Raw genomic sequence first — 25,435 nt, forward strand, 5'->3', positions numbered from 1 at the left:
TACATGGCGAGGTTTAGGCGAATCCGACCTGATCCGAGTAGATCCAGGTTGGCGGCGTGATCGAGGGAGACAGGTCCGACGGGACGGATGCGCCCCAGAAGTCTCGCTGCGAGGGTTTTAGCTCGTTTTTTGTTAATGCCGCGGCCTTTTTGATGTTAATCATTTGGAATGCCCAGCTTTATGAAGAAAACCCCGCTTTCCCGGCCTTGCCAGCGCTTGATTGACGGCGCTCTCCGCCGCTCACCCTCTGCTCCTCTCTGGAAATCCATCGCCTTCATGCTCATGGCGCTGACCTCGGTGGCGCAGGCGGGGCATTGGGTGGCGGGTCGTGACATGGTGGCCAATGAAGCCGCCGGGCCGGTGAATCCGAACGGCGCGGTGCCAGAGTGGAGCTACGGAGACCGTGCCACGGCGGCCTCCACGGACTTGGAGCTCTTTGGGCCGACCGAGCGTGCTGCGAATGGCACCGTCAAGTCCTGGAACACGTCTGACCACTCGTTGGTCGGGGTCAATACGGGCAGCGTCCCGGCTGGCTACCTCGGGCCGCGGCCCATCTATCCAGGAGAGATGGTGCTGCATCCGCGCTATGACTTGTGGTTTACGGTGGTGCGCTGGACGGCGCCCCGGGCTGGCACCTATGCGATCGCCGCCTACTGGCAGGACCACGATTGGGGCGGCGGAGATGGCGGCACGGCGCATACCGTGATCAATGGTGAGGAAGTCTTTGCTTACACCTTTGACAATGGCAACGGCGCAGCGGATGCGCGGGTGCTGACGCTGGCTGAGGGTGACACCGTGGACTTTCTGCTCGGAACACGTGCTGGCAACGATTATGACGCGACCCGCTTCAATGCCTTCGTCACCACCGTGGATGACCCTGCGGCCTTGTGGGTGGGCGGGCGTGACCTGGCCACCAATGAAAAGCCGGATGGCAATGCCAATGAGCTGCTCAATCCCAATGGCACGGTGCCACAATGGACCTACGGCTACCGCACCACCATCGCGGACACGGCCCTGGGAGTCTTCACCAACGCTTCAGCCCAGCACACCAACGGCGGTGCGTCTGACGATGTGATGGAGGGCTGGAAGGCCGGTGACGCGGCCGTGACTTGCAATACCCACGCGACGACCGGGCACATCTATGACTTTGGCTTCGGCCCCAATCTTCCCATCGGCCCGCGGGAGATGCTGATCAGCCCGACCGCTGGCGGCACGCTGCCCGTCGTGCGCTGGACTGCCCCTGCCACAGGCCGCTACGAAGCGATGCCCTACTGGCAGGACATCGATGGTCATGGTGGCAATGGTTTCTCCGCGCATGTCGTGGTGAATGGCGTCGAGGTCTTCAGCGAGACCATGAACGATGCGGGTGGCTGCAGCACCGTGAAAACACTGGATCTCACCGCTGGAGACCAGGTGGACTTCCTCATGGGAACCCGGGGAGAGTTTTCCTTTGATACCACCAAGTTCGATGTGTTCATCGTGCGCGCTGCGGTGCTGCCTGCGCCGGCATCCCTGGCCATCGAAACCGCCTCCCCGCCGATGACGGAGGATTTCTGGACCTTTGCGACCCACTACGAGGGAGCGACTGAGGGCCTGGCCCTGCGCGTGCAGTATGCTGACGCCACCACGCCCGATCAATGGCATGACCTGGACGCTGGCGGCGGCACCAATGCCATGACGGATGATGGCGAGGGTGAATGGAGCTTGTTCATCCCGTTCCTGGACATTCCTGCGGGTTACTATCGCTTCCGCGTGGTGGCGGCGGCTCCAGGCTATGGCGACAGCCCGGGGCAGGCTTTTGGAGTGCAGGCTCTGGGCGAGAGCGGCACGGACCCCATCGGCATCACCGCTCCCGGAGCACCGCCGCTGCCTCCCACGCCGCAGGCCATGCCGGCCAGTTCCAAGGTGACCTACGTGATCGGCACCAAAGCCTCCGCCACCACGGCCAAGCAAGGCCAGGTGGCCAAGTTCACCATCACCATGGCGGTTCCAAGCGGCACACCGACTCCGGAGATGGTCATGCAGTGGTCTGCCACACCCGCCGACCCACTGAGCTGGCAAAACCTGGATGACCAGACGGCGGTCTACAGCAAGACCGCCAAGAACTGGACCGTCACCGCCCCAGTCCTGCCTGTGGGCACGGCGATCCACTTCCGCACGCTCACCAAAGGCCAGGGTCGTGTGTCCACGCCCGGACCCGTGATCAGCAGCGTGCTGAAAACCATAGGCCCCATCGCGATCACCCCCGGGCCGATCTGGAAGTTTGCCTCGCTGAAGGTTTCCAGCCCTTCAGACACCACCGGGAAGACGGCGGTCACCGGGGAGATCATCACTTACAAGTTGAAGTTCGAGAACGCCGGAACCGGCCCTGCCACAGACGTGCTGGTGAGCCTGCCCGTGCCGGCCGGGACGGAACTGATCGGCGGCACATCGGCGGATCTGGCCACGGTGGTCACCTCTGCCAACCGGCTGACCATCAAGAAACTCACCTGGGCCTTCCCCACGCTGGCCCCTGGAGGCACCATGGAAAAAGAGATCCGCGTGCAGGTCAAGGACACCACCACCGGCAAGGTGACGATGCCCGCCGCCAGCATGGAGCTGAAGTCCGATGAACTGCCGCCGGACAATCTCTTCACCCTCTCGGGCAATCCCAATGTGCTGCCGAAGAAGGATGTGGTGACCAACATCTTCTCCGCCCTGAGCCTGACACTCACATCCAGCGCCTCTCCATATGAGCCGCCGACCTCAGCCGGTGTGCTCAGCGCCGGACAGGCGGTGTTTTACACCCTGAAGGCTAAAAACAGGAGCACTGCCACCATCACCAGTGCTGTGGTCACCCTGCGCATCCCGGACGGCATGTCGCTGGAATATGTGGCCCTGCAGGACCCGGTCACTTTCGACTTCACCGGCAGCCACGTGAGCGACTCCACCACGAATCCCGCCGTCACTCCCGTGGCCTATGGGAAGCAGCGCACGATCACCTGGAATGTCGGCAGCGTGCTCGCCACCCAGGAGCGGACCATCAAGTTCGCGCTGCGTGTGATGTATGACCTCGAGTCCTTCCGCATCGAAAACGGCACTTACGTCACCAACACCATCAGCGTGAATGACTACAACATCACCGGCAAGACCGGCACCAAGGTGCTGAAGGCCTTCTACGATGCGGCCTCCGTGGTGCCCGTGACCTTCTCCCTGAGTGACTACCCCTACCTCGTCCGCGCTCCGAACCTCTCTCTCACCAAGACGGCCTTCGCCGATGGCCAGGCCTTTGGCAGCCTCACCCCCGTGGTGGACCGCCTGCCCAATGGCCAGCCCAATCCGGCGCTGCTCAACACCACGCTGCCAGGAGTGGGCAGCGTGGCGGCACCGCACAAAGGCACCCGCATCACCTACACGCTCAAATGGGCTAACAAACTTTACCCCCAGCCGCAGACCCCGCCGGACACACGTCTGCCAGCCATGGCGAGGAACGTGACCATCCGTGAGGAGATCCCTGCGAACACCACATTCGTGGGCTTCATGCGGCTGAATGACACCCCCCTCGCCTCGGCCGCCGGGTTTACCTTTTTGACCAAAGAAGGTCACGTCATCCCCAGCGGCGGCGAACCTTTCACCGACACCAACGGCAATGGTTTCAAAGACGCCAAGGAGACCGCCTACACCGACACCAACGGCAACAAGCGCTACGATGCCTTTACCGACACCCGCTTCTTTGAATACAAGGTGGCCCTTCTCAGCGCCGGGGCCGGCGGGAAGCTCACGTATGACGTGATCGCCACCGGCACGGAGGGCAGTCCCATCGTCAGTCGTGCGGATGGAGCCATCATTCCCAAGCCCGTCGGCGGTGTCACGTATCAGGGGTATGCCATCTGGTGTGAGAACCGCCGGTTTGGCGGCACCGCCACTCCGGAAAAGCTCACCAGCATCATCTCACGGCCGCTGCAGATCAATCAGCCTGTGATCACGGCCGGCACGAACACGGACCTGCACCCAGGTCTGGGGCAGCGCTTCAAACTGGAGATCGGCTATGACGTCAGAGGCCTGTCCGCTGTGCCGCTGCAGGACTACCTGCTCACCGTCACCGTGCCGAAACCCTTCACGGTGGTGGCAGACGCCGCCGTTCCCGCACCCCGCATCGGCATGGTGAACACCGCCCTGCCGGTGGGCTCCAGCCTGCGTGCCCTGAGAGCGTATCTTCCGGATCAAACCAGCCCCACCTTCCGCCGCGGCGAGTCCGCGCCGATCTACAAAGTCACCGCCACGGAAACCACCATCGTCTTCAAGCTGGGCAACCTCAGGGGCGGCCAGACGGGCGCGGTGGGCCTGGAGCTCCAGATGCCCTCAACCCTGCCGACCACCAGCTATGACAAGGAAGGCTTCCTGAAGATCAAGTCCTATGCCGTCAAGGCAGAGATGAGTCATGCCAAAGTGGGCACCACTGTGATCACACCGGCCTCCGGCCTGGTCGTGATCGAGCCCACCATCGTGGCGCCTCGCGCCCAGGCCATCACCAGCAGCCAGCTCATCCAGAACACCACACGGCTGTTCCTCGGCCGCATCCATCCGCTCAGTGTGCGCCCCAATGAGGCCTTTGACATGATCGTGTTTTTTGGCAACGCCACCGGCACGATGGTGCAGGGCGGGCTCATCACCATGGCCATCCCGCCGGGCATCACGCTCGACTCCCAGACACCCGTGGTCTATTACTACACCGGAGACACTCCTGCGCAGGACAACCTCTATGAGCGCAACGATGTGGCCAAAGTCACGGGCAGCACCTTCACCATCGAGACGCTGGACATGGCACCGCACACCATGGCCGCAGTGTCGCTGCACTTCATTGTGGCGGGCGGCATCCAGGGGAACACGATCGAGGACGGCAGCCTCAGCGTGACCAGCCAGAACTCCGCCGAACGCACGGCCATCCGCATGTGCATGGGCATCCAGCGGCCTAACTTCTTCACGGACATCTTCAACAGCGTCCTGGGACCCATCTTCAACGGCTTGAGCGAGGCCGTGGCCAAACTACTCCGGCCGGCCAACGAGCATCTCATCAAAGGCTCTTCCCGTTACCTGAGCGTGGTCGGTGCAGACATCGTGCAGCTCTCCAACGGCAGCGTCATCATCCCCCTCCAGGGTCGCCGTGTGGCCGCCATCGGTGGCCTGGACTACGTTCACGCGCTGGATGGCAACATCCTCATGTCGGATGACGCCTACCGGGTGACGGTGTCTCACGAGTCGGCATCAAACGTGAGCATCACGGGCATCAACACCAACTACGCCTCGAATCAAACCTGGAACCCGCACTCCGTCTTGAAAGGCCTGGCCTTGAACAATGCCGCCAACCTTGTGGCCGCTGGCGGTGGCAATCTGGTGGCTGCCGGTGGTGGCAACCTCGTGGGCATGGATGGCAGCACTCTTGTGGGCAATGACGGCGCCAGCCTGGGTGTGGTTTCCTTCAAAGGCCCCACGCTGGTGGCCGCGGGTGGTGGCAACCTCGTGGCCGCAGGAGGTGGCAACCTCGTGGCCGCAGGAGGTGGCAACCTCGTGGGCAATGATGGCAGCACTCTTGTGGGCCAGGATGGCGGCTCCTTGCTCGGGTTGGACGGCTCCTTTTTCAAGCTGGCCACTACCAACCTCGTCGCTGCCGGTGGTGGTAATCTCGTCGCTGCGGGCGGTGGTAACCTCGTCGCCGCAGGGGGTGGCAATCTGGTGGCCGCTGGGGGCATGAACCTCACCGCTCCCGCTGTTTCTGGACTGATCAGTAACAGTGCCAGCAGCATCCTGGCCGGACAGATCGCCGGAGCAGGTATCATCCAGAACCTGTCCCGCGCTCAGATCATCAGCACCAGCAGTTCCGCTGGCATCCTCAGTCACAACGGCGGCCAGGTCCTCAGTCACAATGGCGGTGTCCTGCTGGCTCCGTAAGCTCTAGATCCAATGCCGCTCAGCAATAGGGGATGGCTGTTATCTTGTGCCTTGAGGGCCAAGGGCCCGACACTCCTTAGCCCAGGCCAGCGGCCTGGGATTCAGCACGTTTTGCACTCACCAACGAACCAGAGCGCCGAAGGTGCGACACTCGCCTCCTCGGGTCCATTTGCCGCTGCGATGTCCGGCGTCGAGTGTCGGCCATACAGGCCTCAGGGTCGGGTAACCGACGTTGCGTTGGCGCATTTCCCAGGCCGTTAGCCTGGGCTGAGGAGTGCCGCCTCTTCGAGGCTCTAAACTCGGGATTGCTTAGCGGCATTAGGTCCAGGCTGGAGAAACGCCCGCTTCACGAAGGTGCTGCGGGCGAATCCAGGCTCATCAAAGCAGATCCAGGCTCGAGGGATCCGTTTGCCGTTGTTGGCGATTGTTGACGGTTGGTTGCGGTGCCCCTTCAGAAGGATCGATCCGACTGTCTCCGACCTGTGTCGTTCGGGGCAGATGGCGTTCGCGGAGGTCTGAGCTTTACCCATAAGTTCTGACTTTTTCGGCATCACGACTTTCTGTCTTGAACCACTCCGTGGTTCTCCAATCCATGGCACTCGTCTCGAACTGCCATTTTGTGGGTAAAGGTCAGGGCGGAGGTGGCGAGGTCCAATGGGGTGCAATCGTGACGCCCGCACCACACTCCCAAACAAAAGCGCGCCAGCTTCATCAGCGGGCGCGCTCTGGGTTTGGGTGGTCTTCAGTCCTTGCGGACCTGGACTGAAAGCGAAGTTGGTTAGTCGTTGAAGAAGTGGCGGCCGATCTCGCTGGCTTCGGTCTTGTTATCGGTCTCCCAGTAGACGTCTTCAAAGATGGACTCGGGCTCGGGATAGGGGCTGGCTTTGGCGAACTCGGCAGAGGCGTCGGCCTCGGCCTGGGCTTCGCGGTCGATCTTCTTGAGGTCGGCCTCGGTGGCGACGCCTTCGGCGATGAGGACGGCTTTCCACACCTGGATGGGGTCGTGATCGCGCTGGAAGCGCTCCACCTCGTCCTTGGTGCGGTATTTCATCTTGTTCGCATCGGCGACGGAGTGGCCTTCCCAGCGGTAGGTGGAGATCTCCATGAGCGTGGGCTTGCTCTCGTTGTGGGCGCGGTCGAGGGCGGCACCCACGCGGGCGCGGACCTCATAGAGGTTCTCACCCAGGCAGTGGTCCCAGGCCATGCCGTAGCCTTCAGCGCGCTCGGCGAGGCATTTGCCATAGGCGGAGGAGCGCTCCTGGCTGGTGCCCATGGAGTAGCCGTTGTTTTCGATGATGTAGATGACCGGGAGGTCCCAGAGGGCGGCGAGGTTCAGGGACTCGTGGAAGGCGCCCTGGTTCACAGCGCCATCACCCAGGAAGCACATGGCGGCGCCTTTGAGGCCGCGAAACTTCAGGCCATAGGCGAGGCCGAGGCCCAGAGGAGTCTGGCCGGCGACGATGCCGTGGCCGCCCCAGTAGTTCTTGTCCGGGGCGAAGTAGTGCATGGAGCCGCCTTTGCCCTTGGAGCAGCCGGTGGCCTTGCCGAAAAGCTCCGCCATGCACTCGTTCATGCTCATGCCGACGCCGAGGGCGTGGGCGTGGTCACGATAAGCGGTGATCATGTGGTCGTTCGCGCCCATGAGGGAAGCGCAGCCGATGGCCACGGACTCCTGGCCGATGTAAAGGTGGAGGAAGCCGCCCATGCGACCGGCCTGGTAATGCTGGAGGGAAACCTGCTCAAAACGGCGGACGCGGACCATCTTGCGGTAGAGCTCGATCTTGTCGTCAGCGGTGAGCTTCTGATTGATCGGGGAGGCGGCGGGATTCGGCGTGGGGTCTTTTGCGAGGGCCATAAAGTGGGCGGCGAGAGTAACGATGGATGCGCCCGGCGCAAGCGGGGAGGGCGGGGAGGCTAAAAAGCCCTGTCTCGCTAAGCAGGAAGCAGGCCTCCCCTTCAGACCATCTGTGCCCTCTGCGCTATCTGCGGTTAAAAATCAGTGCTTCTCAGGAAGCGGGCCGGGGAAACCAGGCCTGAGGGTCAAGACAGTCAAGCAGGCCTCCCCTTCAGTCCATCTGAGCCCTCTGCGTTATCTGCGGTTAAAAAAATCACCGCTTTTTCACCCCCGCGAAGCCACCTGCAAAAGGATCTGGTCCAGCTCACACAGGGAATGCGCCCAGTGGATGGGCGCTCCGGCGAGCAGTTGCTCATAACCGGAGGCTGCCTTGCCGCCCACGATCATGGCGGTGGATTCCGGCAGGAGTCGGCGGAGGCGGAGGAGCTTTTCCTCAATGACGGGGCATTTTTCCAGGTAGACCACGCTCAGGGCCACGGCGCGGGCGCGGCGGGCCTGGGCGCAGGCGGCGATCTCCTCCACCGGCAGATTCGGCCCCAGGTAGGTGATTCGCCAGCCCAGGTCGCGGGCGGAGGCGGCGGCCATCATGGCACCGATCTCCTGCAGCTCTCCGCAGGGCGTGGCCACCATCAGCTCCGGCGCGTTCGGGGCCGTCTGGCTGCCGGGCACAGGGAGCATGAGCATCTCCCGGATCACGGACGTGGCGATGCATTCATGCGCCGGGCGCAGGCCCCCGGCCTCTGCGGCCTGTTTCATATGCTCCAGCAGCGGGCAGATCACCTGGTGCAGCATGCCCCGCTGGCCCAGCTGCTGGCGGGCGCGCAGCAGCAGGCGGCGCAGGCGGTCCGTGTCATACGCGCCGCAGGCTTCCAGCGCGCATTGGATGAAGTCCTGCGGCTTTTCCAGGCAGGGCACAGCCTCGACAAAACTGATCGCGTGAGTGGCCGTAAAACCCGCCACAGGGGCGGCTGTGCGGGTCAGCTGCTGGTCCACCAGGCGGCGGAGATCTTCGGTGCCCAGACGGGCCACATTGCCGATGCGATGCCCCGCCTCGGTCAGCTCGCGCAACAGCTTCAGCCGCTCGATCGCCTCCTCACAATACATGCGCCGGTTCGTGCAGGTGCGGCTCGGATTCAGGGCATTGTAGCGCCGCTCCCAAATGCGGATGACATGGGGATTGAGACCACTGAGCTGGCTGGCCATCTGGATCGGAATGGGCATTGGCAAGGATCGAGGGACTGGCGGGGGAGGGAGACCGGACGGGAGATGGATTTAAATGGAAAGCGGGGTTGCCCGAGCTCCCATTTGCAAGCAAGCACTTTTGTCTACGTCGTGACGAGCGCATAAGATACACTGACACACTGCCTTTTGCCATGCTGAACTACATCTGGGCCACACTACTGTTTGTTGGGTTGATCGTCGCCGGCCTGATCGGCAGGGTGTCCGGCGAGGCCAGCGTGATCGATGCCGCCATGAAAGGCGCGGAGAAAGCCGTCATGGGCATCGCGCTGCCGCTGGCAGGCATGATGATGTTCTGGCTCGGCGTGCTGCGCCTTTTGGAAAAAGCCGGCGTGCTGGAGGCCGTGGTGCGTCTGCTCTCTCCCCTGCTCCGCCGCTTGTTTCCGGACGTGCCCACCGGTCACCCCGCCATGAGCGCCATGGTGATGAACCTCTCCGCGAACATGCTGGGCCTCTCGAACAACGCCACCCCGCTCGGCCTGAAAGCCATGGGCCATCTGCAGGAGCTGAATCCGCACAAGCAAAGCGCCAGCAATGCCATGGTGACCTTCCTCGCCCTGAACACCGGCGCCTTCACGCTGATCCCCATGTCCGCGATGAACTTCCTCAACGCAGCCGGCATTCGCAATAGCTACCAAGTCATCGTCCCCACCATCCTCGCCACCGCCTGTGCCTCCATTGGTGCCGTGATGGCCGCGAAGAGTTTTCAAAGGCTCCCGCAGTTCACCCCGCAGCCCGATGAAGTGGAAACACCTCCCGATGCCGCCGCCACCGCCAGCGCTGCAGCCACCGCCACCACCACCGCTCCGGTGAGTGTGGAGATGCCCAAGACCTCCTTCCGCTTCTCCAGCAAGGCGCGGGTATGGCTCATGGTTTTGACCGTGCTTTTCATCGGCGTCTCCGCATTGGAACTCGGACCTCCCGTATGGCGCAAAACCGTGCTGGAAAAATCCGGACTCGCCTCCGTCATCGCGAAATCTGAGCAGCGCAAAAAGGACGCTGAAGCCACCCTGCTGCAAAAGAAAGAAGAAGCCAAAGCCGCGGCTGCCACCGCCGTGACCAAGCCCGAACCTCCCGCGTGGCGACGTGTCATGGATGGTGCCTCCGGTCTCGCCATTCCCGCCATCCTCATCCTCGCCGTCGGTGTGGCCTGGGCACGCGGCGTGCGGGTGTATGAGGAGTTTGTCGATGGCGCCAAGGAAGGCTTCGCCGTGGCCGTGCGCATCATGCCCTACCTCGTGGCCATGCTCGCCGTGCTGGCCATCCTGCGAGAGTCCGGCGCGTTTCAGTTACTCGAGTATGCGCTCGCACCCATGCTGAACTTCCTCGGCTTCCCGGTCGAGCTCCTCTCCCTCGCCCTCATGCGACCCCTGAGCGGCTCCGGTGCCCAAGGCATCCTGAATGAGATCCTCACGCGCCCGGACCTCAGCGAGATGGTGAAGTTCACCGCCGCCATCCTGTATGGCTCCACCGAGACCACCTTCTACGTGCTCACCGTCTACTTCGGCAGCGTCGGCATCCGCCGCTTCCGCCACGCCCTCATGGCCGGCCTCACCGCCGACTTCATCGGCATGGTCGCCGCCGTGGCGTTTGGGAGATTGCTCTTTGGTTGAGAATTTCTTAACCGCTAATTTAACGCTAACGGGACGCTAATAAAAGACAGGTCAGAATCAATTCTGGGATATTAGCGTCTAATGAGCGTCCTATCAGCGGTTAAAAACTTGCCACAAGAACCGGCTCACCTAACCAAATGAGTGTGAAGCTATGCAGCGCCACTGGAGCGCGGATCTCCGAATCCGCAGCAAGGTAGAACGAGCATCATAGCCAGCGCTCCCCCCCAAATCGCCGCTCGAAGGCTTGTTCGCGGGCAGCTGCAAGCCGCGCGCATCCCTCGTCTCGTTCAAGCTCCTCGAGGAGCCTGCGCTCTGCGTGCCTGCAACCCGGCTGCGGATTCGGAGATCCGCGCTCCATGAGACCTTTGGCCGGATGCTCTTTGGTTAAGAATTTCTTAACCGCTAATTTAACGCTAATGGGACGCTAATATCCCAGAACAGTTATTTCTTCTTTATTAGCGTCTAATCAGCGTCCTATCAGCGGTTAAAAACTGCCTTGGAGAGCCAATCCACCTAACCAACTTCAATTCAAATACCTGAACTCCGCGCTCGCAAACAAGCTCTGGCAAAACGCCGAGATCGCCGCCTTCTGCGCGTAGTCCTTCGCTTCCTTCGTCTGCTTGCCTTCCACGGCCTGATCCGGAAACCGGCTCCAAAAATTCTTGATCGCCGTCAGCTCATCCACCGTCGGCGCACGGCCAAACGCCAGCTGATACGCATACGTCAGCTTCTCCTGGGACGTCCCCGGATGCTCGCCAATGCGCTTCGCAAAGGCATCCGCCGCGCTGATGGACTGCGCATTGTTCATCAGGAAGAGGCTCTGGCTCGGCACATTCGTGTTGTCGCGCTCGCTGGTCACCAGACTCGCATCCGGGAAGTCGAAGACACTCATAAACTCAGGGATCTGGTCACGAACGATCGGCAGATACACGCTGCGGAAATTGTAGGGCTTCGACTGCAGCTCACGCGCCATGTTGAGGATGCCCTCGCGACCCTCACCCGCACGCGCCACCGGCGATCCATCCACCGGATACAGATTCAATCCACCCCCAACAAAAAGCATGGCATCGCGGATCACCTCCGCATCCAGCCGACGCTGGCTCATGCGCCAGTGCCACTTGTTCTCAGGGTCCACCGCGAAGTTCTGCTCGCTATACGTGGAGCCCATCTGATACACACGGCTCAGCATGATGCTGCGGATCAGCTGCTTCACGGACCAGTCATTCTCCATGAAGGAGAGCGCCAGATGATCCAGCAGCTCCGGATGCGTGGGCTTCTGGCCCATGATGCCAAAATTGTCCGGCGTCGTAACGATGCCGCTGCCCATGAGCTTCATCCACACACGGTTCGCCATCACGCGCGCGGTGAGTGGATTGTCCTTGGAGGCAATGAACCACGCCAGATCCAGCCTGCCACTGCCCTGGCTGATGTTCAGCGGCTCACCCTTCGCGCAGAGCACTTCCACAAGCCCGCGCGGCACCACATCAGACGGCTGCTTGATGTCACCACGCACCAAAATCGGGCTGTTCACTGGCCGCTCGCGATCCAGCACACCCATGGCCAGATAGCGCGGCGTGCCATCACTATAAAAGAGGTCCAGATCCGCGCGCACAGACTCCGCACGATCAAACGATGAGCGGATGCGCAGAAAGCTCGCCGCCACCTGCTTGGTGCGGTCTGCCGCCGTCATGCCGCGCACCTGCTCACGGATGTTCTCCGCCGTCGTGGAAGCATCCGCATGCAGCTTCTTCAGCTTCTCATATTCAGCCGGCGAGATGGAGGCCAGCGCTGACACCATGTCCGCTCCGCGGTCCAGCTCGATCAGTGTGCTGGAGTTCTGGTTCTGCAGCTGGCTGTAAGTGCCAAAGAGCGTCTCGCTGCTCAGGAAGATCCCCGCCAGCGCATAGTAGTCCCGCTGCGTCACCGGATCAAACTTGTGATCATGGCAGCGCGCACACGCCAGCGTCAAACCGAGCATCGCCTGCGAGGTCGCATCGATCTGCTCATCCACCAGGTCCATGGCAAACTGGCGTCGGTCGCGGTTGTTATGCCCCTTGGAGCCGATGGCCAGGAAACCCGTGGCCACGATCTTCTCCGCCTGATCATGCTTGTTGTTAAACTTCATCAGGTCCCCGGCCAGCTGCTCCTTCAGAAACTGGTCATAGGGTTTGTCTGAGTTAAACGACTCGATCACGTAATCGCGATACCTCCACGCATGCGGATAGAGCACGTTCACCTCCTTGCCGCTGCTTTCACCATAGCGCGCGATGTCCAGCCAGTGCCTGCCCCAGCGCTCACCAAAGCGGCGTGAGTCCAGATACATGTCCACCACGCGCTTCACCGCATCCGTTGACGTGTCCGCCAGAAACGCCTTCACCTCGTCCGGAGTCGGTGGCAGGCCCGTCAGATCATAGGCGATACGGCGGATCAGCGTGGCGCGGTCCGCATCCTTCACAGGTCGCAGCCCCGCCTTCTCCAGACCCGCGAGCACAAAGGTATCCACATCCGTCCTGGCCCAGCCTTCCGTCTTCACCGCCGGCAGATCATGCTTCACCGGCTTTTGAAAGGACCAGTGCTTGCGGCCCTCGTCCATGTTGATCTGGCGCTTGCCACCCGCCGCCTGACTCACGGCTTGCTCACGCGGATCCGGCGCGCCCATCTCGATCCACTTCTTGAAGTTCGCGATGACATCCGCCGGCAGCTTGTTCTTCGGCGGCATCTGCATGTCATCATTCGTCCAGGTCAGCGCCTCATAGATCGAACTTTCGGTTAGGTTTCCTGGCGTCACACCCGCGTGGCCGGACTCGCCGCCCAGCACCATCGCCGCCTTCGTGTCCAGCGTCAGCCCCCCCTTCACCTTCTCAGACTCAGTGGAGTGGCACTTGTAGCAGTGCTCCACCAGCACCGGGCGGATGTTCTTCTCAAAGAAGTTCAGCTGGTCCGCGGAAATGCCCGCATGGGCATTCGCCACGGCCTCATCAGCCGCCCAGGTTGTGGCGGCAGGCACGATCAGGAGATAAGCAAGAACCTTCATAGTCATGGGGAAGCTGGTTCTCTCTAACCCCCCTCCCCGGAAAGAGTTGCGCCTCCATGCCTTTCCTGGCCGCTCCCTGCGTCATCCCCCTTCGCCGCCCCTCCTCATCATCGCCGGAAAGCTGCAAACCGCATCCGGCCAGCACCTTAGGAATGGGTCGGGTGAAATAATATCACCCGAAAGGGTTACTTCTTTGCGGCATCTCATCGCGCCTTCGCGTATCATGAGCCCCCGCTATTAAAATTTCCCGACCCGCTTCTTTTTCTCAGGCCATCTCCCGACTCCATGCCTTCCACCCACAGATCTGAAAAGCCGCCCGCCTCCACTCTCCATTCGGAGGGCCCCGGCCTGCCTTGGACGGATGATGGCGGACGCCACCTGAGATCTGAGGATGTCCGCGCTCTCATGAGCGAGTCCAAGGAGCGCTTCATTGAGATCCTGCTGGCCGAGACCGGCGTGGAACTGGAAGACATCACCAATGCCTGCGGCCGGTCATCACCACCCCGTTCACCGCGTTTCGACTACCGCATGGCCGTGGTCATCTGCCGGCTGAGCGTGCTCCAGCAAAACCGCTACATCCTCGCCAGCGCACAGGCTTTTGAAAAATTCACCGCCCAGCGGAAACAGGCGGACAAGCTCCTGGAAGTCCACTGGAAGGGTCGTGATCCCAGCAAGCTGGTCTACGATAAATGGCGCGAGCTCGCCTCATGGATGAGCACTGTCGAGGATCTCGAAAAGAGAGTCGCGGAGCATCGCCAGTTCATCACCGGCTCAGTCGGCCGCATCCCCGGCAAGGCCGAGCTCGAAGGCGTGCGTGACAGCATGCTGGAGCTGAGCCAGAACCTGCCGCCGCAGATCCTCTCCATCCAAAAGCGCATGCCCGCCGCCGCCGTGCATGAGGACAAGCTCCTGCCCGAGCTCGCGGACTTCGCCATCCTCCAGCAGTTCTTTTTCAAGGCGGATGACGACATCGTGACCCGCTTTGACACCCTTCACGCGCTGATCTTCAAGCCTGGCAGTTTGGCAGATCACCCCCTCGTCAGATCCACCCGGGAGGTCCTGGCGCAGGCCCTGGCCCTGCTGGAGCTGCACAGCTACCACAGCCGTTCCCTGCAGGAGGCGCAGATCGAGTTTCACAGCGGCAATATCGACAAGGCACGGCACCTCCTCGCCTCCCTCAAAAACATCAGCTTCGCCGACCTGCAGTATGAGCAGCTGCGCAAGAGCGTCTCCCGCGCCGCCCGCCTCATGAACCAGCTGAAGACCGAGAGAAGGTCAGATGCCGTGGTGCATGCGCGCACCCTGCTAAAGCGCTATCCCGGCATCCACATGGACAGCCAGCTCTACCATGAGGCCATGCTCATCATCGAGCGCGGCGGCTGGGGACGCATCATTCGTTATGCCTGCGCCGCCATCATCCTCCTGGCCGGCATCGTCGCCCTGGGCATGCACTTCAAGCACAAGGCAGACGCACGTGACCACGCGCAGAAACTCCGCAGCAGCCACCCCGCCGAGGCCGGCGTGGGCGGTGGCGCACCCGCGCACCCGCTGGAAGTCTCCAGCACCCTCGGCGAGCAGAGCGACCCAAACGATTAGTTCTACCACGGTTTGGCGAGCCGGAGGCTCGATGGCCGGTAGCCGGTGGTGAAGGTCGCGAAGCGACCGAGAACCACCGGACATCCACCGCGCGAATCCCAATCAGAAATGCGTCCCAGAGGGACGCTGGAAGCATCGATCTCACCCACGACCCGACCTTCGGCGGTTTCTCTAGAAATGCGTGATATCAGCCCGCCTAACCAAAACCATTTCCACACCATCTTCATCCCCCGACCTTCCTCACCACAACCCTAAGAAAATCTGCTTCCCAAAAGCCCCGGCCTTGTTCAAGCTGCCGGCGCATGAGCTCTCCCGACCCCTACCCCTCCCCTGACACCACCCAGCCTGACGCCCCCCAGGGCCAGCCCGTGGATCCCCAAGTCGCCGCCGCCTGGGTGCAGCGCATGCAGAGCCAGCAGAGCTTCCCCGGCGCTCTCATCGGCGGCATTCTCGGAGCCGTGGGTGGCGCCGCTGCCTGGGCCGCCATCACCATCGCCACCAAGTTTCAGATCGGCTTCATGGCCATCGGCGTCGGCATCCTCGTCGGCCTGCTCGTCCGCAAAATGGGTCGCGGCATGGCCCCCGTCTATGGCATCATCGGCGCCGTCTTTGCCCTCCTCGGCTGCGTCGCGGGAAATCTCCTCACCTCCTGCTGGTTCATCGCCGAAAACAATCATGAGGCCTTCACCAGCGTCCTCGCCAGCCTCACGCCTGACATCATCACCGGCATCCTCAGCGCCACCTTTGACGGCATGGACCTCCTCTTCTACGGCATCGCCGTCTACGAAGGTTACAAGCTCTCCTTCCGCCAGTTCACCCAGGAAGATCTGGCCGGGATGCAGTGAGATAAAAGGCCTGACCGTGTCATGGATTGGCGAACCACGGAGTGGTTCGCCATGAGTAGCCAGGGGTGAAGCAATCCCGCGAAGCGGGAGCGCGAAACCCCTGGTAAACAGCGATAAAACCTCATCCAATATCAACTCCGGAGGAGTTGCCCAATGCACACGCCACATCCCGCCGACCACGATGATGAGCAGGAAGTGCGGCCTCGATGATCTCCCACCCTGACTCCAAATCCGGCTGCCAAATGGAATCACCATCGCCCATGATTGCTGGATAGTTGGTTATGCACCCCTCCCGCCCCATCCCCCGAGACCTCCAATCCCGGATCGATCTCGAACTCGAACCGGGCGAGCGCATCCAGTGGATGGACATGCCCATCCCGCGCTACTTCACCCCCAACTCCACCAAGGCCTTCATCTTCGCCATTCCGTGGACCGCCTTCGCCCTCTTCTGGACCTACGCCGCCGCAGGCTTCGAGATGCCGGATCTCAGCTCCTTCGAAGACCTCTTCTGCCTTTTCGGCGTGCCCTTCATCCTGATCGGCATCCTCATGTTCGGCACGCCCCTCTGGACCTATCACCAGGCCCTCAAAACCGTCTACGTCATCACTGACCGCCGCGCCATCATCCTTGTAGCCGCCAAGCTCTCCAGCTACCCGCCCGAGGCCTTGGCAGACCTCACCCTCCACGAGCACCAAGACGGCACCGGAGACATCATCATCGCCCGAGAAGAGTCCTTTGACTCCGACGGCGACTCCTACCTCAAAGAGTTCGGCTTCTTCCAAATCCCCTCCCCTCATGAGATCAAAGCACGCCTGGATGAACTGGCGCAAACGCTCACCCAGCACGAGCAGCATCAACTAGCCGATATTAACTGGGCACTGGAGCAGCAAGATGAACCAAGTGAGCATCTTCAAGCCTAAACGTTGGTCTCTTCGACATTGCAGCCACCCAGGTCAGCCCTCGCGAGCCGGAGGCTCGCAAGCTGGTAGCCGGGGGTGAAGCGAGGAACGAGCGGAACCCCCGGAACACCCACCCACATCCCCACTCATCACCCCCGCCCCCTGGAAGGGGGCGAGAAGTCAGCGGCAACCACGCATCCTCACCTAACGAATGATGCTCTCGGCCCGGAAATCTGCACCCCAGGACACGCTCCTCCTCGCGCCTGCCCATGAGCCAGGCTAGCCTCAAAGTGATCCGATGTGCGCAATGAGCCATTTCCCCTTCACCAGAACCATCTGGGCCTTGAGAGGCTCCCAGCCTTCCTCACGCGCGGCATAGGTGATCTGGGCCTTTTCACCCTCCACCTTCACCGTCGTCACCTTGAAACCCTTGTCGGGATAGTCCTGTGCATTGAGGACAGGATCCGCATCCACCACGTCCTCGGCGTAAACCTTCGCGTGAGCCTTCTTGAGCCCCTCCGTGACGTGGGGCGACTTCTGGATCAACTTCTTCGGGTCCGAGTCACCTCCACGGTTCGCGTCCTGGATGTAACTGTCGATGAAAGCCTGCGCCACCTCGACAGCCTTGCCCGGCTCATCGGCAGCGAACGTGAATAACGCAAAAAAGACACCGATGACTGAAATCAGGAATCGCTTCATACCTGCCCGAATAAACGCCCCCTCTGCTTTTGTCCATCTCGATTCCCAAGACTCCCAGCCTCCGCCATCCCTGTGGCTGAGCCTCAAAACTCTCACAAGTTCCTCCACATCACCACCGCCCCAGTCGCCCCTCAGTCGCCATCGCGAGCCGGAGGCTCGCAAGCTGGTAGCCGGGGGTGCAGCGAGGAACGAGCGAAACCCCCGGAACACCGAACCACGTCCCCCCTCCTCACCCCCGCGACCTGAAAGGTCGCGAGAAGTCAGCGCAAACCACTTGCCCACACCTAACGATCTTTCACCATGCGCAGAAACCCGTCCCTATGACCAACTATCACGATGTAGAGCGCGAGCGGGATGAGCGCAGAATTCGAGCGCAGGCACTGTTGTCCTCACTGAGCGAGAAGACTCGAGCCACATTTTGTGATAAAGCACTCCTCAACTTGGTCGATGCAGGCTGGCATGATGAACGTGTTTGGAATGCCAAGGACTTAAATGATTATGAGAGCCGTTTCGAAGTTGCGCCACCTGATGGTGTTCACGAGGTGTTTTGCTCCTTCGGTGGCCTGACCATCGGAATGGAAGGTCGGCACATACGTGTGGGCCCAGTCGCTGAATATGACTGCCCCGTCCCCGTCGTGCTCGGCCATGTCGTTGGGACTCGACTCTATTTGGTGGGCGAAACAGACTTTCTCTGCGATGAGTTTCTGGGCATCCTCATGGATGAATGCGGTCGTGTTTATCTGGACGGCTCAACCTCGGACATTCCTCCTGAAGACAGATGTGTGGGATTGGTCGCTCCCGACTTCAGCAGCTTTTTAAATGCGATGTTTTCGGATGATCTGGCCGTTCTTGAAAACACTCCGTGGATACCCTACAGCGCAGGGTAGTGGAAGACGTGAGTCTTCTTCCAAGCCTCGTCTTCACCACACGTTCTGCTCAGAAGCATATGACCGACTACCCCGACCGCGGCGTTCCTTACCCTTTCTTCTTCAACGGTGAAGAACTGCCAAGATGGTCTGCTCAATGGCACCTCTGTTCCCTCGGTGATCTGCTCAACAACTTTGTCGATGATCCGATCACAGGCTGGGACGAGTTCGTCGGCTACCAGCACATCTGGCATCTCCAGTGCCGCATTGACCACGTCGGTTCAATCGACAGCGAGGACCCCGGAGTCTTTCATGTCTGTGCCCAGGAGGTGTTGCGAGTGATGCTTCTCCATCGTGACCATGTCATTCGATCCATCGAGGCGAAGGGCATCAACAACATCGCCACAGATGAAATATACGTTCAGATTGTCGCGGGCACAGCCAGAATGATTGAGCTTTGCGCTCGTGATGGATCCGCATTCTGGACCAGTGGCTCCGAGGAAGACAGGACTCGTGTTTTGAATTGGATGCAATGGAGTGCATTGCCCCCTGGGGATCCAGACTATCGCGAATCGCCCCATCTGGCTCAGCGACGCGCCGAGCAGATTCTCCGGACCAGGTCTCAGCTTTCAGATTTGAGGACGCTAGCTCAAACAGAATCGCTGGAGAAGCCCTTGAGACAAATCATCAGCCAGCTTCCAGAACCGGCCGATCATCCCATCACACAATGAATCCGGCCTCAGACATCATCACCGCACATAAAGCATCGAGCTGGCATCGCATACAGTGCCTCGAAACTCCCACGGGCCCACCACACCAACACAGCCATCGTCGGCTATCGCGAGCCGGAGGCTCGCAAGCTGGTAGCCGGGGGTGCAGCGAGGAACGAGCGGAACCCCCGGAACACCAACAACACGCGCTCCTGATCTCACCGCCCCCTGGAAGGGGGCGAGAAGTCAGCGTCAGCCGACACATTCCACCTAACGAATGATGCTTCTCTGGCGAGACCTTCTTCCCGCACTCAACATCGTCAGACCCAAAAACAGCAAAGCGGAAGACGTCAGTCTTCCGCCAAGCCTCGGAACTCTCACGAGTTCCGCTACACTCAAAAACCTCTTGCGCCTTACGACACCAGCGGCAGCAGTTTCCCGAGCAGATCACTGATCTTCACGCGCTCCTGCTCATTGCTGTCACGATGACGCAGAGTCACCGTGTCCAGCAGCTCAGGGCCTTTTTCGCCGAGCGTGTCGAAGTCGATGGTCACACCGTAAGGCGTGCCGACCTCATCCTGACGCGCATAACGACGACCGATGGAGGCAGTCTCATCGTAGAAGCAGTTCATGTGCTTCTTCAAAAGAGCATAAACCTCGCGCGCCTTCGCCACCAGCTCAGGCTTGTTCTTCAGCAGCGGGAACACACCGACCTTGATCGGCGCCACACGCGGATGCAGACGCAGCACGGTGATGGTCTCCTTCTTGCCTTTCTCATCGACCTTCTCGGTCTCGTTGAAAGCCTTCGCAATCACCGCCAGCGCCATGCGATCAAGACCTGCGGAAGGCTCGATCACGTGCGGCACATAGTTGCCCTTGAAGAGACGCTCGAACCACGCACGCACCGCCGCCTCAGGCATCGGCGCGCCTTTGACCTTCGCAGCCTCAGCAGCGAGACGCTTCTGGATCAGCGCTTCCTTCTGCTCGTCCGTGAGCTTCACGGCAGCATTCTTCAGCTCTTCGTCAAAGATCTCCTGGGACTTCGTGCTGGCGGTCTGATGCGCGGAGAGATCGAAATCACCACGCGCGGCGATGCCTTCCAGCTCCTCGGTGCCGAAGGGGAATTCGCAAAGGATGTCCACACAGGCGCGCGCATAGTGCGCCAGGTCTTCCGGCGTCTGCCAGTAGTATTCCAGCACATCACCGAGGCCGATACCTTCATAGAACTTCGTGCGCTGGTCCACCCAGTAGCGGTGCCAGAGTTCCCATCCCCAGTTAGGCTGAGGCTCGCTCAGGTCAGCGCCTTCGCTCCACTTCGCCACCTCGCCGCTGATGATCTCCACGGCTTCATCAGGCTTGATGAAGAACTCGAGCTCCATCTGTTCGAACTCGCGGCTGCGGAACGTGAAATTCTTCGGCGTCACTTCATTGCGGAAAGCCTTGCCGATCTGGCCGATGCCGAACGGTACCTTCACACGGCTGGAATCAAAGACGTTCTTGAATTGCGCAAAGATGGCCTGCGCGGTTTCCGGACGCAGATACGTCACATCCGCCTCGGTCGCGGTCGGCCCGAGGTAAGTCTTCAGCATCAGATTGAACGGACGTGCCTCGCCCAGCGCACCACCGGTCTCCGGATGGAAGTCCACGGTCTTCTCCAGCGTCTCGCCCTTGGTCTCGTTGAGCAGCTCGATCTCCTCAGGCTTGCCAGCAGACTCACCCGCGTTCTGCGCGATCAGCGTGCGGATGCGCTTGCGGAAAGACTCGATGTGCTCGCCATTCTTCAAAAGAGCGCTGATGGCGCGATCCCAGCGCCAGCCATTCGGAGCCTGCGCGCCGGTGTAAGTCAGCACTGTGCCAGCCTGCGCTTCCACATGGTCAGCACGCACACGCTTGTTCGTGAGCGAGCACTCGCGCATCAGATCCGCGAAAGTGTCCACGTGACCGCTGGCCTTCCAGATGGCCGGATTCATAAGGATGCAGGCATCGAGACCGAGCACGTCCTCACGCTCACGAGTCATCGTGTTCCACCAGGCCGTGCGCAGATTGCGCTTCAGCTCGGCACCCAGCGGGCCGTAGTCCCAGATACCACCGCAGCCGCCGTAGATCTCGCTGCTTTGAAAGATGAAGCCGCGGCGCTTGCAGAGGGAGACGATTTTCTCCATGAGGGCGGTCTGGGTCTTGGCGTCGGTGGACATGAGGATGGTAACGTATGGGTTGGGTTGCGCCAAAGGGCTGGAATGCCCCCGGCAAAAGGGGTGCGAAGGGAGCGCTTGAGGGCCCCTTCCGCAAGGGAAAGCTCATTCTCCCCTTCCCTCGTCCTACGACGCTCAAACCACGAATGGACACCCATAGACACAAATGCCCCATCCCTCAGGGAAACACTGAACAAATCCAAAAGCCCTCGATGGGCCAGGTCTTCTGCCTGGGCCATCTGTGCCCTCCGCGCTATCTGCGGTTAATCATTCAGTGCTTCCTCAGAGGCTTGGAAAATTCGTGTTCATTCGTGTTCATTCGTGTTCATTCGTGTTCATTCGTGTTCATTCGTGTTCATTCGTGTTCATTCGTGTTCATTCGTGTCCATTCGTGGTTCAAACTCCCCCACATCCCCCTCATGCGCGCCCTCATCCAACGTTCCAAACAAGCCTCCGTCACCATCGCCGGAGAGGTCACCGGCAGCATCCCGCACGGCCTCGTCGTCCTGCTCGGAGTGGAAGATGTGGACACCACCGAAGACGCCGACTGGCTCGCCGGAAAGATCTCCCAAATGCGCATCTTCAGTGATGCCGATGGCAAGATGAACCTCAGCGTCAAAGACGTGAACGGCAGCGTGCTCGTCGTCAGCCAGTTCACCCTCCATGCCAGCACGAAAAAAGGCAACCGCCCCGGCTTCACCCGCGCCGCGCGCCCGGACCATGCCATCCAGCTCTATGAGCACTTCATGGCCGCCCTGGAAAAAGAACTCGGCGCCCCCGTCCCCCGCGGCACCTTCGGCGCCGACATGCAAGTCGCCCTCATCAACGACGGCCCCGTCACCATCTGGATGGACTCGCGTAACAAAGAGTAACGCAATGCGAAAGGGGCACTCGAAAGTCGCGGCAGCGCGCACGCATCACCACCTAACAATTACAGCATAGTCTCTGCCTCGAACCACGGAGTGGTTCACCATGAATAGCCAGGGGTGCAGCAAGCGTAAGCGCGCGGAACCCCTGGTCAATCGCGTTGAAGACACTTCTGAAAATCAACTCCGTAGGAGTTGCCCCATCCTCACCGCGTCTCCATTTTCTCCTCACCATGCCGACCTACACGGACATCACCTACCACATCGTCTTTGGCACCAAGAACCGCATTCCAGCCCTGGACAAGCCTCGCCGTGATGATCTCTACCGACTCATCTGGGGTATCGCCGAGGAACGCGACTGTCACGTTTACCGCATCGGCGGTGTCGAGGACCACCTCCACCTTCTGACATCTCTGCACCCCACCATCGCGCTGGCCAATCTGGTCAAGGAGATCAAGACCGCGTCATCATCTTGGATCAAAGGTCAGCATGTGTTTCCCGCTTTCGATTACTGGCAGGAAGGTTATGGAGCCTTCGCTCTATCAGCCGATGCGAGACCCGCCTTGATTGAATACATCAAGGGACAGGAGCAGCATCATGCCAGGGAGAGTTATGTGCAAGAGTTGCAGAGGATGGTGCGCACGGTGGGATTGGAATGGCAGCCCGATTATCTGCCGTGAAGCAGGATCATTCGCGCATTGGGCAATCCCTACGGGATTGATATTGGGTGATGTGTTGATTGCGTTCTACCAGGGGTTCCCTCCAGTCACCCCTGGCTATTCAATGGGAACCACTCCGTGGTTCTCCAAGCGAAAGGCATCGTCTCGAGATGCCATCTTGTGGTTAGGGCTTAGGCCTTCCCCTTCCCCAGCGCCTCCTGCGCCTCACTCAACCGGAACTCCAGCTCCGCGATCTTATACCCGTCCTCGCGCGACTTCTTCCGCGCATCCGCCTCGATCTGCGTGATCTTCGCCTCCAGCTCGGCAATCCGTTTACCATCCCCACCCGCCGCAGAAGCACTGCTACCACTGCGCATCGAAGGCGCAGGCTTGTCCGGCAGCACACCCACCGCGCTCATGAACTCCTTCTGCACCAGCGCTGACTTCGCCTCCGCCGCCGCGAGCTGGCGCTGCAGATTCGCGATGCGTGTCTCCGCCTGCTGCTTGTAGGAACTCAGCGTCTCGTTCGCCTGACTGATCTGGCTTTCCGCCGTGCTCACGAGCGATTCATTCTCACGCACCGTCTGCTCCAGCTTCGCCAGGCTCGCTTGCAGCTCGCGCTCGCGCACTTCAGAGCTTTGCCGCACCTCCGTCAGGCTGCGATGCGTCTGCTCCAGACGCGTTTCAAAATCACACCCGCGTTTTGTGGACACCTCCAGCGCGGTCTCCAAAGCCCCCACACGTCCGCGCTCGGACATCAAGGCGGCCTCCAGGTCTTTGACACGCATTTGGGTAGGCTGAAGCTGCGCCGCGACCTGCCGCATGGCATTCAGCTCCACCGTCAGCGCCGCCATGCGCTGCGCATCCTCCTGCTCCCGCTGCTTAGCCGTGGCGATGACCTCCTGAAACTGCGCCGCGAGGTGATGATACGCCGCAGCCGCCTCATCATACTTCTGCCTTGCCACAGCGGCCGCTTCATCGGACCTCTGCTGCGCCGCAGCTGCCTGAGCCGCCGCCAGATCCCTCTGCGCTTGAAGTTCCGCCGCATGAGCCTGCGCATCCGCAGCACTCTGATCCACATGCCGCTGCATCAGCGCCTTGATCTTCTGATCCTGAAAATACCAAACCCCACCTGCCACGGCGATCACCAGAAACGCCAGCACACCCCAGTGCTCAGGGGCAAAGGGCGCAAAGCCCAACCAAAAGGTAAACGTGGCGATGACGGCGGACATGGACGCTCCATGATTCGCACATCCGGCGCTGTGTCGAGCGCAGAGAGCAATGAATGTTGGGTTGAAGTATTAAGGGTAGAAAGATTGTGAAAACTTTCAGTCCTTCACGGTTTCCACATCGCTCGCCGGGGCTTCGGCAGGTGCTTCCACCGGAGCATTCTTATACTTTCCCTGACGCGGCCCGGTCATCCATTTCCAGGCATGCTCCAGATGCGCACGCGGGTCTTTGTATTGCGCTTCCCAGCCCAGCACCGCGCGCGCCTTCGCAGGATCACAAATGAGCTCCGGCGGATCACCGGCACGGCGCGGACCATAGGTGACAGGAAGGGTCTTCCCCGTCACCGCCTCCGCCGTCTGCAGGATCTCCTTCACGCTGAATCCACGGCCCGTGCCGAGGTTCACCGGCGTGGTCTCGCCACCACCGCGCAGGTAGTCCAGCGCCTTCGCGTGCGCGCTCGCCAGATCACAGACATGGATGTAGTCACGGATGCACGTGCCGTCCGGCGTCGGGTAGTCCGTGCCAAAAACATTGATCTCCGGGATCTCGCCCGTGGCCGCCATGAGGATGCGCGGGATGAGGTGCGTTTCCGGATCATGATCTTCGCCAATCTCGCCCAGCGGATCACTGCCGCTCGCATTGAAGTAGCGCAGAAAAACAGACCTCAAACCCCAGGCATGATCACAGTCACGCAGCACACGCTCCAGCATCCATTTCGAGGCTCCGTAAGGATTCACCGGCGCCTGCGGATGCGCCTCGTTCATCGGCACGAAGACCGGATTCCCATACGTGGCGCAGGTGGAGGAAAAGATGAACTGCTTGCAGCCATGGCGCTGCATCGCCTCCAGCACCGAGATGGAGGCAGAGAGATTGTTCCGGTAATACTTCAGCGGATCCGTCACCGACTCGCCCACATACGCAAACGCCGCGAAGTGCAGCACCGCCTCCGGCTTGTGCTCGGTGAAGAGCTTATCCAGCAGCGCGGCGTCAGACATGTCCCCTTCCACCAGCGTCACGCGATCCAGCGGCAGCGCCTCACGATGCCCAAACACCAGGCTGTCCAGCACCACCACCTTCTCCCCCTGCTCCAGCAAATGCCGGACCGTGTGGGAGCCGATGTAACCTGCGCCGCCTGTGACGAGAAGAGTGCCTTTGGATGCCAATGCCATCCCCACCGATAGCGCGGGAAGATGGGTTTTGGCAA

16 protein-coding genes are annotated in these 25,435 nt (G+C 60.9%); 9 read left to right on the top strand and 7 right to left on the bottom strand.

What is annotated here, in order from left to right; genetic code table 11:
• The first annotated feature begins 180 nt into the window (after positions 1-180).
• Positions 181-5,928 carry a DUF11 domain-containing protein gene (locus BGE01nite_RS21885; RefSeq protein ID WP_170266970.1) on the top strand — a complete coding sequence of 1,916 codons (5,748 nt, stop codon included), beginning with the start codon at positions 181-183 and terminating at the stop codon, positions 5,926-5,928.
• A 778-nt stretch (positions 5,929-6,706) separates the two neighbouring features.
• Here the strand turns inward: BGE01nite_RS21885 and BGE01nite_RS21890 are convergent.
• Both BGE01nite_RS21890 and BGE01nite_RS21895 read right to left on the bottom strand, forming a co-directional pair.
• Positions 6,707-7,783 carry a thiamine pyrophosphate-dependent dehydrogenase E1 component subunit alpha gene (locus BGE01nite_RS21890; RefSeq protein WP_146853695.1) on the bottom strand — a complete coding sequence of 359 codons (1,077 nt, stop codon included), beginning with the start codon at positions 7,781-7,783 and terminating at the stop codon, positions 6,707-6,709.
• A 264-nt stretch (positions 7,784-8,047) separates the two neighbouring features.
• Positions 8,048-9,004, bottom strand: coding sequence for a MerR family transcriptional regulator (locus tag BGE01nite_RS21895; protein ID WP_146853697.1), 957 nt, complete (start codon positions 9,002-9,004; stop codon positions 8,048-8,050).
• Between the two features lie 152 nt (positions 9,005-9,156).
• Here BGE01nite_RS21895 and BGE01nite_RS21900 point away from each other — a divergent pair, with 152 nt between their 5' ends.
• Entirely contained in the window at positions 9,157-10,635 is a 1,479-nt protein-coding gene (locus BGE01nite_RS21900) for a nucleoside recognition domain-containing protein (protein WP_146853698.1), read from the top strand.
• A 523-nt stretch (positions 10,636-11,158) separates the two neighbouring features.
• Here BGE01nite_RS21900 and BGE01nite_RS21905 read toward each other — a convergent pair.
• Positions 11,159-13,675 carry a PSD1 and planctomycete cytochrome C domain-containing protein gene (locus BGE01nite_RS21905; protein WP_146853700.1) on the bottom strand — a complete coding sequence of 839 codons (2,517 nt, stop codon included), beginning with the start codon at positions 13,673-13,675 and terminating at the stop codon, positions 11,159-11,161.
• A 279-nt stretch (positions 13,676-13,954) separates the two neighbouring features.
• Between BGE01nite_RS21905 and BGE01nite_RS21910 the strand changes: the two genes are divergently transcribed.
• The 3 genes from BGE01nite_RS21910 to BGE01nite_RS21920 all read left to right on the top strand — a co-directional run bounded on the left by BGE01nite_RS21910 (position 13,955) and on the right by BGE01nite_RS21920 (position 17,030).
• Positions 13,955-15,265 (top strand): hypothetical protein, encoded by a 1,311-nt coding sequence (locus BGE01nite_RS21910; protein WP_146853702.1) that lies wholly within the window; start codon positions 13,955-13,957, stop codon positions 15,263-15,265.
• Positions 15,266-15,567: 302 nt separating this feature from the next.
• Positions 15,568-16,110, top strand: a complete 543-nt coding sequence (locus BGE01nite_RS21915) for a hypothetical protein (protein ID WP_218033065.1) — start codon at positions 15,568-15,570, stop codon at positions 16,108-16,110.
• Between the two features lie 281 nt (positions 16,111-16,391).
• Entirely contained in the window at positions 16,392-17,030 is a 639-nt protein-coding gene (locus tag BGE01nite_RS21920; protein ID WP_146853704.1) for a hypothetical protein, read from the top strand.
• A gap of 264 nt (positions 17,031-17,294) precedes the next feature.
• Here BGE01nite_RS21920 and BGE01nite_RS21925 read toward each other — a convergent pair whose 3' ends face one another.
• Entirely contained in the window at positions 17,295-17,708 is a 414-nt protein-coding gene (locus BGE01nite_RS21925) for a YqhG/Tai3 family protein (RefSeq protein ID WP_146853706.1), read from the bottom strand.
• A 320-nt stretch (positions 17,709-18,028) separates the two neighbouring features.
• Between BGE01nite_RS21925 and BGE01nite_RS21930 the strand changes: the two genes are divergently transcribed.
• Together BGE01nite_RS21930 and BGE01nite_RS21935 are read left to right on the top strand one after the other, a co-directional pair.
• Positions 18,029-18,595, top strand: a complete 567-nt coding sequence (locus BGE01nite_RS21930; protein WP_146853708.1) for a hypothetical protein — start codon at positions 18,029-18,031, stop codon at positions 18,593-18,595.
• A gap of 59 nt (positions 18,596-18,654) precedes the next feature.
• Positions 18,655-19,305 (top strand): hypothetical protein, encoded by a 651-nt coding sequence (locus BGE01nite_RS21935; RefSeq protein WP_146853710.1) that lies wholly within the window; start codon positions 18,655-18,657, stop codon positions 19,303-19,305.
• Between the two features lie 392 nt (positions 19,306-19,697).
• Here BGE01nite_RS21935 and BGE01nite_RS21940 read toward each other — a convergent pair whose 3' ends face one another.
• Positions 19,698-21,479, bottom strand: coding sequence for a glycine--tRNA ligase (locus BGE01nite_RS21940; RefSeq protein WP_146853712.1), 1,782 nt, complete (start codon positions 21,477-21,479; stop codon positions 19,698-19,700).
• Positions 21,480-21,895: 416 nt separating this feature from the next.
• Here BGE01nite_RS21940 and dtd point away from each other — a divergent pair, with 416 nt between their 5' ends.
• Entirely contained in the window at positions 21,896-22,348 is a 453-nt protein-coding gene (gene dtd, locus BGE01nite_RS21945) for a D-aminoacyl-tRNA deacylase (RefSeq protein ID WP_146853713.1), read from the top strand.
• A 227-nt stretch (positions 22,349-22,575) separates the two neighbouring features.
• The gene (gene tnpA / locus BGE01nite_RS21950) at positions 22,576-23,022 is read left to right on the top strand and encodes an IS200/IS605 family transposase (RefSeq protein ID WP_146853715.1); all 447 of its coding nucleotides are present in this window, start codon (positions 22,576-22,578) and stop codon (positions 23,020-23,022) included.
• Positions 23,023-23,192: 170 nt separating this feature from the next.
• On the opposite strand, the gene BGE01nite_RS21955 is transcribed toward tnpA, so the two are convergent.
• Together BGE01nite_RS21955 and galE are read right to left on the bottom strand one after the other, a co-directional pair.
• Positions 23,193-24,233: a hypothetical protein gene (locus BGE01nite_RS21955; RefSeq protein ID WP_146853717.1), complete on the bottom strand. Its 1,041-nt coding sequence runs from the start codon at positions 24,231-24,233 to the stop codon at positions 23,193-23,195.
• Between the two features lie 96 nt (positions 24,234-24,329).
• The gene (gene galE / locus BGE01nite_RS21960; RefSeq protein ID WP_170266971.1) at positions 24,330-25,400 is read right to left on the bottom strand and encodes a UDP-glucose 4-epimerase GalE; all 1,071 of its coding nucleotides are present in this window, start codon (positions 25,398-25,400) and stop codon (positions 24,330-24,332) included.
• Positions 25,401-25,435 lie beyond the last annotated feature (35 nt).

The sequence above is a fragment of the Prosthecobacter gellanilyticus genome (assembly GCF_007992435.1).
Taxonomy (GTDB): Bacteria; Verrucomicrobiota; Verrucomicrobiia; order Verrucomicrobiales; family Verrucomicrobiaceae; genus Prosthecobacter; species Prosthecobacter gellanilyticus.